Annotated in this window: 8 protein-coding genes; 4 read left to right on the top strand and 4 right to left on the bottom strand. The window is 60.8% G+C overall.

Translation table 11 applies throughout. The features are described from left to right. Window position 1 precedes the first annotated feature (1 nt). Window positions 2-3,946, bottom strand: a complete 3,945-nt coding sequence (locus VSP_RS15775) for an FG-GAP repeat protein (RefSeq protein ID WP_232289572.1) — start codon at window positions 3,944-3,946, stop codon at window positions 2-4. 235 nt (window positions 3,947-4,181) lie between these two features. After that, window positions 4,182-5,426 carry an MFS transporter gene (locus tag VSP_RS15770; protein WP_009961844.1) on the bottom strand — a complete coding sequence of 415 codons (1,245 nt, stop codon included), beginning with the start codon at window positions 5,424-5,426 and terminating at the stop codon, window positions 4,182-4,184. Between the two features lie 80 nt (window positions 5,427-5,506). Here VSP_RS15770 and VSP_RS15765 point away from each other — a divergent pair, with 80 nt between their 5' ends. After that, complete coding sequence (locus VSP_RS15765) at window positions 5,507-6,163, top strand: golvesin C-terminal-like domain-containing protein (RefSeq protein ID WP_009961842.1); 657 nt, start codon at window positions 5,507-5,509, stop codon at window positions 6,161-6,163. Window positions 6,164-6,251: 88 nt separating this feature from the next. Beyond that, window positions 6,252-7,427, top strand: a complete 1,176-nt coding sequence (locus tag VSP_RS15760; RefSeq protein WP_009961841.1) for a Gfo/Idh/MocA family protein — start codon at window positions 6,252-6,254, stop codon at window positions 7,425-7,427. A 381-nt stretch (window positions 7,428-7,808) separates the two neighbouring features. Here VSP_RS15760 and VSP_RS35705 read toward each other — a convergent pair whose 3' ends face one another. Beyond that, window positions 7,809-8,552: an exopolysaccharide biosynthesis protein gene (locus tag VSP_RS35705; protein WP_009961840.1), complete on the bottom strand. Its 744-nt coding sequence runs from the start codon at window positions 8,550-8,552 to the stop codon at window positions 7,809-7,811. 116 nt (window positions 8,553-8,668) lie between these two features. Next, window positions 8,669-9,340, bottom strand: coding sequence for an RNA polymerase sigma factor (locus tag VSP_RS15750; RefSeq protein ID WP_232289571.1), 672 nt, complete (start codon window positions 9,338-9,340; stop codon window positions 8,669-8,671). Between the two features lie 124 nt (window positions 9,341-9,464). Between VSP_RS15750 and uvrA the strand changes: the two genes are divergently transcribed. Together uvrA and VSP_RS15740 are read left to right on the top strand one after the other, a co-directional pair. Then, on the top strand, window positions 9,465-12,428 hold the full coding sequence (uvrA, locus tag VSP_RS15745) for an excinuclease ABC subunit UvrA (RefSeq protein WP_009961838.1): 2,964 nt from the start codon (window positions 9,465-9,467) through the stop codon (window positions 12,426-12,428). 59 nt (window positions 12,429-12,487) lie between these two features. Then, window positions 12,488-14,977: a protein kinase domain-containing protein gene (locus VSP_RS15740; RefSeq protein ID WP_009961836.1), complete on the top strand. Its 2,490-nt coding sequence runs from the start codon at window positions 12,488-12,490 to the stop codon at window positions 14,975-14,977. Window positions 14,978-14,984: the final 7 nt, after the last annotated feature.

The following is a 14,984-nucleotide window of genomic DNA, read 5'->3' as shown; positions in this document are numbered from 1 at the left end:
ATCACTCCACCGGAGTGAAAAGCACGAAGGACAAACTGTTGACCTTGGCATTGAGCGGCTCGGAGTCCGCCCCATCCAGGGTGCCGTCGCCATCCGAGTCGGCGACCAGGGGATTCGTACCGGCGGCGTATTCCTGGAGGTTGGTCAGACCATCACTGTCGTCATCCAGGGTGGGATCTAGATCGCCCCCATGCAACGCCTCCCACCAGTCCGGCAGGCCATCATCATCCTCGTCGAGATTGGCGATGATGTAGTTGCTGGGATCCGAAAGTCCCTCCTCGTTCAGGGCCCGCACGCGGAAGGCGAGTTTCAGGGTATAAGTATCGCCAGGTGCTGCGACTTGGTGGTAATAGGACGTCTGAGTTCCCATCACCCTGGCCCGTTCTGAGAAGGCATCACTGATCTGCTGCGGCGTGCCGCCGTTGTTCAACAAGTCCTCAATCACGGCATGGTCAGCCGTCTCCACAATATAAGTGGCTGGAGAGTAGGACGAGGCGCTCCAGGCTACTCTTACCTGCCGACCTCCTGCCCCGCTGACTGACTGCAAGACAGGCACACTGGGGGCCTGCCCCGTGACACGAATGCCCAAGTACTCTGTGTAGGCATCCCCCGCCCGATCCAGGGCGGTGACCTCCAGCCAGTCGATGCCCGGCGCAAAGGACTCAAGGTCCGCCCCCAGTTTGACCTTGAGCGCCTTGGGCTCAGATTGCCAGGCCTCATGGGCTGGGGCTCCCGGCTGCGACAAGGAGGTATCCAGCAACCAGCGCGGTGAGTCACCTGCAAGCAGGGTGATTTGTTCCAGACTGGCATTCGCGTTGGCAAGGTCCTCATCGGTGACGGTGAGCCAGCCCACCTTGGTGGTACCTTCGGTGGCATCCCAAGGCACCGCAGGCAGCCATTGGTACTCCTGGGCCGTGGTTGCGGAAGTCTTGCTGACAAATGTGCTTTCATCAGCAGCAGATGAAGGAGCACTGTAAGGATTGGCAATTTCGCCCACCGGGTTCAGATCCGTGTTCCCTGGATGGAGGACGGCGGCATAACCCGGCAGTGAGGCCTGCTCGATGGGATAGGACGTGGGAGGGGTCACTGCCAGGACCCGGTCTCCACTCGCCAATACCTTTTCGCCAAATCTTGGATTGCTCCGGCGGACCACATCTTGTTGAACCCAGGCTGTGCCATCGTGTTTGAAGCCATAGACGCTCCCCTGCGGTAAAGGCTCGGATGTAGGAATATCAGCACCTTCGTTGAAGTATGGCGCACCGACAATCACCCAATTATTCACTGCCGCAACCGAGGCACCAAACATCTCCAAGTCATAGGTCACAGAGGGGCCCGTGGTTGAAGAAACGAGTCGGGCGACCTGGTTCCAATCGTCATTGGGATCTAACTCATACACATAGGCCGACGGTTGTGCCGAGGGAGGAGGAGAGCCGCTTGTCATACCTACCGTCACCTCATTCCAGGTATTCTGCCCTATGACGGTCCAAATGGGATTCCCAAACTCATCCTCCCCCCAACCCCAGACATCCTCCGTGTGCGGCACGTCGATCAAGATGGTGGGCAGGTAAGACAGGGCATACATTCCCGCCGCATGTCCCCGCGCGTCTCCGGGCGCCCCCACCACCAGCCTTTGCCCATCCTCTGAAAAAGCAACCGAGTAGCCGAATGTATCAGAGTGGCTCCCAGAGGAGGGTGCGAGAGTTGAGTGCAAGCTCCAACCAGATCCTTCCTTCTTGTAGAGCTCGACCGTGCCGTTCCAATCGGCCTGACCAACCGCCAGCCATCCTCCTCGCAGGGCCAAAGCGCGGGGAAAGCCCTGATAGAGGTTGATAAAACCGAGCTGGCTCGCCCACTCATAGTCGCCCGTTCTTGGGGTATATCCTACAGGTTGAGTGGGCTGCACAGGCACCGTGGGAGAGAAGGCAGTGCCCCACGTTGACCACACCTCCTGCCCAGCATCGTAAATCCCGGTGTGAACTTGATTTCCGCTCACGACAAAGGTGTCTGAATCCCCTGTGATTGAACTCATCGAAAGGCCAGAAAACAAACCAGGCCGTGATGACCACGAATTATCCCACGGACTCCATCGCCACAGGTTTGCCCCCGTGGTGTCGGCGCTGATCAGCCATTCCCCCAAAAGACTGAAGGTACTGGAGGAAAGCGACATAAAGGTTGAGGGGGTCAATCGGTACTGGGCAGCCCCCAAGATGTCGATGGGACCCGGAGAGGTATTGTCATAGGGCCGCACCTTGAAGGAGGCATAAAAATCCCGCACATTGATATCGTAGCCTGTGCTCGAAGAGCCCGCAGGCGTCGGACACTCCGCATCAACCCAGAGGTAGGCACGTGCCACCCCCAACGAATCGGTGGTGGTGAGATAGTCCCCTTTCCAAGCAGCGGCGTTCCGGGAAGAGCCGAATCCGATGGTGTTCTCCGAGGTCTTGAGATAAAATCCATAGCCTTTGATCGGCACTGGGGGAGAGGTGCCAGGATACACGGCCTTTACCTCGGCTGGCGTTGCGGACCATCTACCTCGTGCGAGAAGCCAAGGCGAAGAACCAGGTTTAACCACCGAAACGGTGGGAGGCACCCCGGAACTGGAGGTTGTAGGTGACAGACCCAGCACATACTCCTCGGCATTGGTCAGGCCATCTCCATCAAAATCCCCGTCTGACGTCAACCACGGGGCAAAAAGCCCGCCAAACTCATCCGGCAAACCGTCACCATTGCTGTCTGTCTGAGGGCCCTGACTTACGAGAAGCAATCCGTCGAGCGATGCCTCATTCTTTAGCCCGCCAGGCGTCTGGGTAAAGGTCCAGCCCATGATGAGCTGAAGGGAAGTATCGGCATAAACGGGCTTGGGCAGCGTGGCCAGGAAAACCCAGAGACCCTCTCCCAACACACCGGCAACAGGGTGACTGCTCAGCACCGATTCACCATCCCAGATAAGCGAATCGACGGAGGGAGAAGCAGTGTGGCTCGTGATGGCACCGTATCGCACATAGACGTCAGTTGCATCTTCTGATGCCGTCGTCGGGTGTATGTCTGTCATGTACACCGTGACGCGATCTTCCAGATCGGGATCAATAGTCCAGGCTGAAGCCTCCCGGCTCCATTTCCAGTAGTCGCCTCCAGAGTAGATCTGGGCTGCTGGCCCCGTTTCAACGTCCACCGTGGATTCAAAGGACCAATCTTCCCACCCAAACATTGACTCTCTGGTGCTTATCCTATCATTGCCGTACCCGGGCTCAAATGGCTCCACCAATCTCACCCAGGGTTCCCCTCCTCTGGCAGGAACAACACGAACATCACTATTGCTCACGGTCAGGGTGGCACTACCGCTGCCGCCTGTGGCCAGCACCAGCCCTGAATAAACATTACCCGTACCTGTGATTTCTACGGCCAACCGCTTTCTCCATGGGTCCGTGGGTGCATCGCTAGATTTCTTGTATGAGAGGAATACCCGCCCCTGTATGAACTCCAACTTGAGTCGGCTTGCCGCGGGAAAATCTGCGCCACTGATGGCTCCGGCAACAGCTCTAACCTCCCCACCTTGCGCCACGCGCCAACGCAACTCCACACCGGAAGTTCCCTGTCGCACCCCGGCAAACACGAAGGGAGCACCAGGGCTGGTATTTTCCGTGAACCTAAGCATCACGCCAGCTACGCTTCCGCTGGTCATGGCCCCTCCAGAAGGGTCTGGGGCGGTCCATTCGATCAGACCGGAGGGGCTGCTTGGAATGGATGCGAACAGCAGACTCTCTGAAGCGGGCGTGGCTGCACCGAAGCCGGTCGCATTGGTGGTCAAGATCCGAGATCCCGGCGTCGTCACGGCATCAATCGATCCAGTCGGCAGTGTCGAACCAATCCCAAGGGGCGCTGGATTCCAGTAATAGGCACTATCTTGCGCATAGTTCAGGGAATGAACACCGATAATGACTAACATGGGCAGCAAGAAGCGTCTTACCGCCAGTCCACGAAGGCAGGCTCGCATAGAAACAAAAAATGGGGGATTCCTTTAAAAGTGCCAAAACAATCCCCTAGTGACAAGTTTTTTCCGTCAAAACCTGCATGGCATAAATCGTGAGATTCACATCGCAATAAAGAGTCGCATTCATCACCCACTGGTGTTTCTGCAACAATCCTTGCAGAGCGATCGTCAGGCCGATGGCAATCCCGATTCAAACTTCCTCGCCATGGCCTTCACCCCCCGCCCCCCTCTTCCTCCCTTGATATGCCAACGCAAAAAACACAAACACACCCAGGGTCACCAAGGTCATGCCGATCCAGAAGGTGGACCAGGCGGTGCTGGTGATGGCACCGTCTGGTGAAGTGGACTGGCAATACCTCCGCCACCAGCCGGTGCCGAGGTAGCCGAAGAGATTGCCAAAGCCTCCCATCATGAGGGTGAGCAGGGCCTGGGCGCGGGCGCGCATTTTACAAGGGATGCGCTGCTCCAGATAGATCTGCGCGGTAACAAAGAACAAAGTGAAGCAGAACCCGTGGAGAAAGATTCCGAGGAGTAGCGCCGGGACGTTATCCAAGGCAAACAAAGCATAGCGCAGCACGCCAAAGGCGATGCCAGCGAGGAAGATCCACTTAAGCCGAATCCGCGTGATAATGGAGGACAGCGCCAGCATGGCGATGATCTCCGTGACCTGACCAAGGCTCATGGCGGCGGTCACCTGTTGAATGCCATGGTCGGCCAGATGCAGCACGGTAAAGGGATAGAAGGCGGCGAGCGCCATGTTCAGCAGACCCGCGCTGACAAACACCACAATGTGGTCCGGATGACGCAACAAGGGCAACGCATCCAGCCCCAGAATCTCTTTCACCGTGCGGCGGGGCTTGGGCAGATGGAGACGCTCCTTGTACGGGAGGGCGAAGGTCATGCCCACCGTGATGGCCCAGACGACACAGGCGGCGTAACCGGAGATGACGGACGTGTCCGCGTGCAAGACCCAGCTCACCATGAGACAGGCCCCCATCCAGCCCAGCGTGGCCCAGATCCGCACGGGACCGAACTGCTCCTTGGGCTTGCTCAATCGCGACATCACCAGGCTGGTGGTGAGCCCAAACGTGGGCACCGACCACAGGGCGTGGATCTGCGCGAGAGCCAATACCGAGCCAGGAGCCCAGCCATGCTGAATGCCGAAGAACAGCAGCCCGAGAAAGAAGATGGTACCCAGGCCGAGCAGACGCAGCACCCGCTCCGGGGCCATCCGCTGGTCCGCCAACGCCCCCACCGCCAAGGGTGACAGCAGCGCGGCAGAGGCGTTGCAGGCAAAGGTGTAGGGCACCAAGCTCTCCAGTCCGTGGGCCTTGAGCACACTGGGAAAGTTCACACTCCAGAGCCCCAAGGCGGCCGCGTTGAGTGCATAGAGGGCACACAAGCGCTTTGTTCCTGGAGCACCTTTTCCGAACATTCCCCTCCTTCATCGCTTTGCCCGGGCTTGCCTGCAATGCAAATTCTGCAAGCCGCCATCAACATTGGCGTATCGTTGGAGTGCCCCGCCCGAGACCTTCATCTCATCCCGCCACCCTGCGGCGCTGGCCCCTCACCCTCAGGGCGGGATCCCCGTTCCTGCTCCTGCTGGGCCTGAGCCATGCCGACCCGCCACCTCCCACCTTGAAACCCCACCCCAAGGCCGTGGCAAACATCCATGCTCCGGGCGAGGTGGATCGACCAGAGCTGGTGCCATTCATCGTGTCTGATCCCTCCAAACTCCCGGGCATCGTGGTGGATGAGACCGCCGCCGAACTGGTGGGCGACTGGCAGTACTCCACCCATACCCCACCCTTCATCGGCCTGGGCTACCTCCACGACATGAAGGCGGGCAAAGGCACCAAGTCCGTCACCTTCACCCCGGATCTGCCCAAGGCGGGTCGGTATGAGGTGCGAGTCGCCCATTGTTACAACGTCCGCCGTGCGACCAACACCCCGGTGACCATCCACCATGCCGGGGGTGACACCCTCGTTCGGATCAATCAGCAGGAAGAGCCAGCCCATGACCGGCTCTTTCGCAGTCTGGGCGTCTTTGAATTCACCGCAGGGAAGTCCGGCTTCGTACGGATCAGCACCGAGGGCACCGATCCCACCAAGGTGGTGGTGGCAGATGCCGTCCAGTTTCTTCCCGTCCCAGAGACCCCGCCCCGGCCATAAGCGCTTGGAGCTTGCCCGGAGTCCCTGAATCCGATTGAATCCCCGCCTCCCGACTGTCCCTCACTTTTTTCCTCGCTCCCTTCCACCCATGCCCCTTCCTCTGCATCACCTCCGCGCTGGCATCATTGGCACCGGTTTCATCGCCCCCGTCCATATCGAGGCCCTGAAACGCCTGGGCGTCCAGATCACCGCGATCAGCGGCTCCACCAAGGGCACCCGGGCTCTGGCGGATCAATGGGGTGTCCCCGAGGTGTACGGTGACTACGACTACCAGAGCCTGATCCACTCCCCCAATGTGGACGTCGTGCACATCACCTCTCCCAACCGCGTGCATGTGGAGCAGTCGCTGGCAGCTCTCGCCGCGGGCAAGCATGTGGTGTGTGAGAAACCCCTCGGCATGACCACGGAGGAGACCGCCAAAGTGGTGGCCGCCGCAGCCGCCAGCGATCGCGTCTTTGCCGTGAACTATCTCTGCCGCTTCTACCCGGCCATCCTCCAGATGCGCGCCATGGTGCAGCGCGGTGAGCTCGGCCGCATTATCCACGTGCAGGGGCATTTCTTTCAGGACTGGCTGCTCAAGGAGACGGACTACAACTGGCGTGTGCTCTCCAGCGAGGGCGGCAAACTGCGGGCCGTGGGCGACATCGGCACGCACTGGATCGACGCCGTTTCCTTTATCCTCGGGGCCCGGGCGGAGTCCGTCTTTGCCACACTGGAAACCTTTCACAAAACGCGCTACCGGCCCACCGGCGAGGTGCAGACCTTCACCTCCCAGGTCGATCCCGCCAATATGGTCCCGTATGAAGTGGATACCGAGGACTTCGGCAGCGTGCTGCTGAAGTTCGGCGACGCTGATCATGGTCATGTGTCCGGCACGCATGCGAACTGCGCCATCTCCCAGGTGGCCGCGGGCTGGAAGTGCAGCCTCTACATGGGCATCTACGGCACCAAAGGCAGCGTGCAGTGGGAGTTCCAGCAGCCCAACGAAATCCAGGCCGGGTATCGCGACCAACCCAATCAGGTTCTCACCCGTAACACCGCCGGATTCGACAAAGATGTGGCGAACTTCACCGACAACCCTGGCGGCCATGCCGAGGGCTTCCCGGATGGGCACAAAATGCACTACCGCGCCGTGTACGAGCACATTGCCAGTGGCAAGACCACTCCGGTGCTCTACGCCACCGCCGATGACGGCCACCATGAGGTGAAGCTCTGCGAGGCCATCCTGCAGAGCAGTGAGAAGCAGACATGGGTGGGGGTGTAACTGGTCGAAAAAGGTCGCTCCTCGGCTTGGCAGCTGGCGTTTGCAGCTGTTGATAGAAGATTCACGCCAACGGCGTGAGACAAAATGCCCCGGGGTCAGACCGCGAAGCCGTCGCCACCCCGGGGTAGCGATGCAAACTCAATAGAACTCCAAGGGAGTTCAACAAACGATCCACATCACCTGGAGGCAGTGTGTCAGGGTGGACCATTACCCCAGGGATGTCATCCTCACGCCCACTGCCTCTGACGGATCGACACCACCGGCTGAAGAAGGCCACTTGGAAGGACCAAGTGCCACAAGCTCGCGAAAACGGTGTCGAGCCACCGTACTCCAAGACGCTGGCGCGTTTCGAGACGCACCAGTCGATCTGCCACTCCGGTTCTAGGGGGCAACCCCCTGCTCCAGAATCTCTTCCAAGGCAGGCGTGAGAGGTTCCTCGGGATCGTAGATGCCGCTGAACCAGGATTCCAGCCAGCTGATCACCACGCCGCCGCCCAGGAAGATCGCACCAAAGAAGGCCAGGTTGATCAGAAACATGGCGAGACCACCGACGGCGAATTTGCCATCCCTTTCCAGCAAGGCTCCGGAGAGAAGGATCACAGGGACGGCTGGCAGCACATTGCTAAAGGGAATGGGCAGCGGCAGCAGGAGCAGACACCCACACGCGAAGATGATGGCACCGTACAAGTGCTGGAACACCGGTGGATCCACCAGCACCGACCACCGCACACGGAGCATCTTCTCCAGGCCACGCACCGCCTTCTGACTGGCCCCGAGGATGCGACCCGCCATCTTCGGGGAGAGCTCCACATTCAACACCCGGTCTGGCAGCCACGGTTCTTTCCTCAGCGCCAGACGCAGGCCAATGATGGCAATGACCGCGCCAAAGGGCGTAGAGAGCCCTAGCAGAGGTATGGGCATGCAGAAAGGCAGTGCCAGCAGGATCAGCAGCATCAGATAGGTGCCGCCATGCAGCACCTCAATGATGTCCCGCAGGCGGATGGACCGCTCCCCCATCGACAACAAGACCGCCCCGATCTGCTCCGACAGTGCCGGATGCTTCTTGGGTTGGGCGTCAGCAGACTCAGAGGCCGCCGGGATGCTTGGCAGGGGGGACGTGGGCATCACTTCTGAGGTGCCACACGCACGGACAGGTTGCCAACAGAATTATTCCCCCCAGCAGCCACCGCGTGTCACGATCCAGTCACGTCACCCGACAGAGAGCTGGTGAAATTTGCCGTTCAGGACTCGTCCAGAAAGGCTGACAGCTTCTCCTTGAGTTCGTTTCTTGCGCGGAAGAGCAGGCTCTTCACGGCCGAGAGAGACATGCCGAGGATCTCGCAGATCTCTTCATAGGGCATGTCCGCATCTTTGCGCAGGCTCACTGCCAGGCGTTGCTTTTCCGGCAGGCTTTGGATGGCACGGTCGATTGCGGTCTCCATTTCCCCCTGGGCGACCACATTGTCAGGATTCTGCCTGGGTGAGGTGGCATGCTCCCGATGGTGTTCCTCCTGATCCTCCTCCATGGAGACCTCCTTCTTCCGCCCACGACGCCGCATCTCATTGAAGACGAGATTCCGCGCAATCGTAAAGAGCCAGGTGGTGAATTTCGCACTGGGCTCGTAGCGGGCGGCGGAGCGCCACACTCGCACAAAGACCTGCTGCGCGATGTCGTGCGCATCGTCCATGTTGTTCAGCATCCGGGCCACGGTGCCGATCACGGCACGCTGATGCATCTCCACCAGTTGTTCAAAAGCCCGCATGTCTCCTTCCTTCACCCTGAGCATCAGTCGCACACTCTCCTCGTCCGCGGAGGCATCCACGGCAGGTTGGGGTGTTGCGGGTGTCGGAGTCCATTCCGGCATGTTCCAAGCTAGTAAGGCTGGGACGGTTCGCAAGGTCAGGGTGGACATGGACATCGTAAACACACGGTGTTTGAGAAGGTTGCGCCGATATTTCAGAACTTTTTGACCTCCCGCCCGGCACTGTGCCTTGATGCCGCCCCCCTTCCGGTGGATGTTGACAATCCCCTGCCCCATGAATTCCCGCCCTGTAGCAGAAAACATCATCCGCGTGCGGGGTGCCCGGCAGCACAACCTGCGCAATGTGGATGTGGACATCCCCCGAGGCCAGCTTGTGGTGCTCACCGGAGTCAGCGGTTCCGGCAAGTCCTCCCTGGCGTTCGATACACTCTACGCCGAGGGCCAGCGCCGCTATGTGCAGAGCCTCTCCGCCTATGCACGGCAGTTCCTGGACCAGCTCGACAAGCCGGATGTGGACTTCATTGACGGCCTGTCACCTGCCGTGGCCATCGAGCAGCGCACCGTGGCGCACAATCCCCGCTCCACGATCGCGACCGTCACTGAAATCTACGACTACCTGCGCGTCCTCTACGCAGCCGCCGGGCAGCCGCACGATCCCACCACGGGCGTGCGCCTGCGGAAAATGACCTCCGCCGAGATCGCCGAGGAGATCCTGACCCTGCCTGAAGGAACCCGGGCCATCGTCCTGGCACCCGCCGTCGATCACGAGAAAGGCGACTTCCGCGGCCTCTTTGAGAAACTACAGCGCCAGGGATTCGTCCGTGTGCGGCTGGATGGCGAGATCCTGGAGCTGGATGAGAAACTCCGCACACCCCGGGCCGAGCCCCATTCCATCGAGATCGTGGTGGATCGGCTCGTCATCCGGGAAGGCGTACGCACCCGCCTCATGGAGGCGCTCGAAACAGCGCTCAAATGGAACCCGCGAGAGGTGCGCTTTCTCACCGGTCCAGGCGAGGCCGGGGAGGTCCGCACCTTCACCACCGCCTATGCCAACCCCGAGACGGGGCTGGTGCTGGAAGACTTCACCCCCAAGCACTTCTCGTTCAACACCCACCTGGGAGCCTGTCCCGCCTGTGAAGGTGTGGGAGCCCTCATGGCGGCGGACCCGCATCTGCTCGTGCCAGACGAGTCCAAAACCCTGGCGGAAGGGGCGGTGAAGACATGGTGGACGCGGCAACCGCGTCTGAAAGCCCTGCATGACCGCGCCGTGGAGGGCCTGGCCGGACACTTCGGCGCCGATATGAACACGCCGTTTAAAAAACTACCGGCTGCCTTCAAGGAAGCCCTCTTCCAGGGTACGGGCAAAACAGCCGTACCCACTGGCTGGAAGCTCGATGGGAACAAACGCAGTCTGGCCAAACCTTTTGAAGGCCTGGTACCGCAGGTGGAGCGCATGTACGCAGAGACCAGGACGGACAAGCTGCGGTCCATGCTGGCTCGTTTCATGAACCCGCTGCCGTGCAAGACCTGTCAAGGCCGCCGCCTGCGCCCGGAGGTGCTGGCCGTACTGCTGGGTACCGCAGCCACGACACCGCGGCCCCAGCTCAACATTCATGACATCACCCGCTTGGCCATCCGCGATGCGATCCCCTGGGTGAGAGAACTGGTGCTGACCGATCTACAGCGCACCTACTGCGAGGAACTTCAAAAGGAGATCCTCAAGCGTCTGGACTTCCTGGATCAAGTGGGCCTCGGCTATCTTTCACTGGATCGGGAGAGCGGCAGCCTCTCCGGCGGCGAGGCCCAGCGCATCCGCCTGGCCACTCAGATAGGGGCCGGTCTCGCGGGCGTCCTCTATGTGTTGGATGAGCCCAGCATCGGCCTCCACCCGGCCGACAACGAGCGCCTCATCGGCACGCTCAAGCGTCTGCGGGATCTGGGCAACTCCGTGCTCGTTGTCGAGCATGATGAGGACACCATGCGGGCCGCGGACTGGATCATCGAGCTGGGTCCCGGTGCCGGGCCGCTGGGAGGCCGTATCATCGCAGAGGGCACCCCCGCCCAGGTCATGCGGAATGAGCACTCCACCACAGGAGCCTATCTGGACCACCGCATCTCCATTCCGGTGCCCCGCACCCGCATCCCCTGGCGCGGATCGCAGAAACAACTCCTCGTGGATGAATCCGCCTCCCATCGGGACGAGCCAGACTGCATCACCATCCACGGTGCCCGGGAGCACAATCTGCGGAACGTCACCGTCTCCTTCCCCCTCGGCAGTTTCGTTTGCGTGACCGGCCCCTCCGGCAGCGGGAAGTCCTCCCTGGTAGATGCCATTCTGCGGCGCGCCCTCATGCGGCACTTCTACAACGCCAAGGACGAGCCCGGTGAGCATGACCATCTCTCCGGGCTGCATGGCGTGGACAAGGTGGTGGTCATCGACCAGTCTCCCATCGGCCGCAGTCCGCGCTCCAACCCCGCCACCTATGCCGGGGCCTTCACGCCCATCCGGGATCTCTTTGCCCAGCTCCCCTCCGCCCGGGTTCGCGGGTATGACTCCAGCCGCTTCAGCTTCAACGTCGCCGGGGGCCGTTGTGAGAAGTGTGGCGGAGATGGTGTGCTCACGATTGACATGCACTTCCTCAGCGACGTGCAGGTCACGTGCGATCAGTGTCAGGGCCGCCGTTACAATGCAGAGACCCTGGAGATCACCTACAAAGGGCGCAGCATCTCCGAGGTGCTGGAGATGACCGTGGCCGAGGCCTGCCGCTTCTTTGACCGTCAGCCCAACATCTTCCCCAAGCTGCATGCGCTGGAACAGGTCGGTCTGGGCTATGTGAAGCTCGGCCAGAGCGGGGCCACCCTCTCTGGCGGCGAAGCCCAGCGCGTGAAACTCGCCGCAGAACTGGCGAAAAAAGCCACCGGGCGCACCCTCTACCTGCTGGATGAGCCCACCACTGGACTCCACTTTGCGGATATTCAGACGCTGCTGGGAGTGCTCACAAAACTCCGCGACGCGGGCAACACCCTCATCGTCATCGAGCACAATCTGGACGTCATCAAGTGTGCCGACTGGGTCATCGACCTCGGCCCCGGTGGGGGCAGTGAGGGCGGCATGATCGTGGCTGAAGGCACCCCGGAAAAGCTGGCCGCCAACAAGGCCAGCCCCACCGGGAGATTTCTTCGTCAGGTGCTAACACCCGCCCCCACCAGCAAGTCCAGCAAATCCTCCACGGTGTAACCGCCATAGCCACAAAGGCTGAGTAGAAGACACACGCGCCTTCACCCACTGCCATCGCTATGAACGTCACCCGAACCCAGTCGCAGCAGCATCTCAATCCAGGCCATGCCCCCCAGCAGGACCAGCCGGGCGGCATCAAGATCAGCCCTAATGGCACGGCCCGCGCCTCCCAGCAGACCGTAGTGGACAGCATCAACACCCGCCTGGGCGGGGACCGAGTCTCCACCGAAAATCTGCTGAGCCGCGTGGGCATCAAGACCGCGATCGGCCGGGCCTCCCGCTATGCGAATCTCAAGGACGGGGTACTGCGCCTGGCCCTCCGGATCAACAACCATCTCGCCCCAGATCCTGCGATCGGCAGCAATCACAAGGCCGCCATCCGACTGGGGGAACAATACCACCAGCTCAAGTCCCAGGGCGCTCCAGACACGGAGCTTCTTCCAGTATTGAACCAGCTAAAGGTCAAGTTGGAGATCATTCAACAGCATCGCGGGGGCGAAGGTCATGGCGATGCCGGCCCCGTCGCGGAGATGATCCGGTTCGTGGAAAGTGAGATCCAGACCCTGCCCTGCAGGCACCTCGAAGAGGCTGACCGGCTTGCCGTGATGTTGCAAGAACAGGAGCATGAAGGTGCCCCCGTTGAGCACAGGGTGGAAACCCTCCGCTCCCTGAAGCTGCACCTGGAGGGCGCCAATCCTCAGGGCACCAACAACGAGCTCAACCTCCGCCTAGCCGAGGCCCACCGGCAACTCGTGCCGTTGGAGAACTACCAACCTCTGGACAAGCAACTCCAGGATGCGGGTGGCCGCCTTCGACCCACGCATGTGGAAAGGGGCGATGAGTTTGCCACGGCCAAGCAGGAGATCTTCTTTGCAAAACTCGGTGAGGATCCTGACCGCATGAACGCCCAGGGCGGAATCAACCAGGAGATCCAGAGCTTCTCTCGCGACCGGCTCAAGCACGTCACCACACACGAGCGCACCGGTTTTGACTCCGCCGCAGAGGCCTTCCGCCAGCAATCACATCAAGTGACACCGCACACTGATGTGGTGCTTGGCCAGGACGCGCCTCCCCTATTGGAAGAATCCAGCTTCAAGCATGTTTCACGGGAGACCCTTCAGTCGGACACCTTCCAGAGCCTGGGACGACTCCTTCAGGAAGCCGTCGCCAATCGCGACGATGACGCACTTGAACATCTCTCCAAGACGCTGGGTGAACTCATGGCCCGGGACCTTCGTCAGCTGACGGAGGATCAGCAACTCGGCTTCATCACCTCCAAAGGACCCACCTTCAAACAAGACCTGCACCGCGCGCTCGCCACCACCCTTGGCGACGGGCGGGATGCTCTGGGAGCCTCATTTGACACGGCCCCATATCGGGTGCAGCTCTTCATCAACAAGGCCTACACAGCCGCGGTGAGCCAGCTCTCCAATCACATGGTGGATCCGGAGACTTGCGTGCTCAACGGCCGCATTTATCATCGCGTTGACTACTTGAACCACGGGGACCTCGGCATCGTGGACCTCTACGAAGCCCGCTGGACGGAAGTCGAGGACGGGAAGGAGGTGGAGAAGACAGAACGCATCGTGCTGAAGTACCCCACCATCGCGAACATGCCGATGCTGGATGAGGAGACCGCCCAGCCCTTCTTTGAGATCTCCGCCCGGGAGGCGCGCAGCCACCAGCTCGCCCATGGTGCGGGCCATCCCAACATTGTGGGGTACAAAGGAGCCTTTCTCTCCCCCAACGGGCTTGTCTTCCTGGCCATGGAACTGGCCCCCGGGGGAGACGTCGCCAAGGTCGGCACCCGCATCACGGAGGCCGAGGACCGCGGCCACATCACCCCAGAGTCCGCCAACCTCGCCCGGTTGACCCTGCTGCGCGACATGCTGCAAGGCATGCAACACGTTCAGGAGACCCGAGGCATGCTGCACCTCGACATCAAGCCGGAAAACTTCCTGGTGGGTGAGGACGGTCGCGCCAAGGTGGCCGACTTCGGATTCTCCCTCCAGGGCACCTCGCAGCGATTCCAGGGGAAGCCCATCGATAACACCCTGCACCTGGCACCGGAGGTCCTAGCGTCGTCCCGTGCCATTGAGTCCGGAGCACCCTTGCCCGGCGAGGAGGAAGGCTTCGTGGTCACCGGAAAGTCTGACACCTGGGCTCTGGGCATCACCGCTTTCCAGCTCTTCCATGGCAATCAGCACCTCTTTGCGACCTTGAGCAAGGAGGACCCCAACTATCAGCAGCAGGTGTACAATGAAGTTTTGCAGTTCGGCACCGATTCTGACCATACCGCCCGCCCCCTGGGCACCGATGGCTCGGGCAATCTTCTCGGTCTGGGTGTCGGCACGTTGGACCGGCTCATCAACCAGATGCTCCATCCCGATCCCCAGCTGCGCCCCTCCATCACCGATCTCCTTCAGCACCCTCTGTTTAAGGAACCCGGGATCGGCAGCCCTGAGGTGCGGAATCTGATCCAAGTGCTCAACCGACCGGAGAGCTCACCAGAAGAGATTCGAACCGCCTCACTTGAGGTCGGGATCTAGGTGCAAC

The sequence above is a fragment of the Verrucomicrobium spinosum DSM 4136 = JCM 18804 genome, assembly GCF_000172155.1.
Taxonomy (GTDB): Bacteria; Verrucomicrobiota; Verrucomicrobiia; order Verrucomicrobiales; family Verrucomicrobiaceae; genus Verrucomicrobium; species Verrucomicrobium spinosum.
The sequence above is the reverse complement of the archived record's forward strand: the minus strand, read 5'-3'. Positions and strand labels throughout refer to the sequence as shown.

Excerpts from the sequence above, each read along its gene's own strand:
- VSP_RS15760 (WP_009961841.1), top strand. The coding sequence starts at position 6,252 with ATGCCCCTTCCTCTGCATCACCTCCGCGCTGGCATCATTGGCACCGGT.
- uvrA (WP_009961838.1), top strand. The coding sequence starts at position 9,465 with ATGAATTCCCGCCCTGTAGCAGAAAACATCATCCGCGTGCGGGGTGCC.
- VSP_RS15740 (WP_009961836.1), top strand. The coding sequence starts at position 12,488 with ATGAACGTCACCCGAACCCAGTCGCAGCAGCATCTCAATCCAGGCCAT.
- VSP_RS15770 (WP_009961844.1), bottom strand. The coding sequence starts at position 5,426 with ATGTTCGGAAAAGGTGCTCCAGGAACAAAGCGCTTGTGTGCCCTCTAT.
- VSP_RS15775 (WP_232289572.1), bottom strand. The coding sequence starts at position 3,946 with ATGTTAGTCATTATCGGTGTTCATTCCCTGAACTATGCGCAAGATAGT.
- VSP_RS15750 (WP_232289571.1), bottom strand. The coding sequence starts at position 9,340 with ATGTCCACCCTGACCTTGCGAACCGTCCCAGCCTTACTAGCTTGGAAC.
- VSP_RS35705 (WP_009961840.1), bottom strand. The coding sequence starts at position 8,552 with ATGCCCACGTCCCCCCTGCCAAGCATCCCGGCGGCCTCTGAGTCTGCT.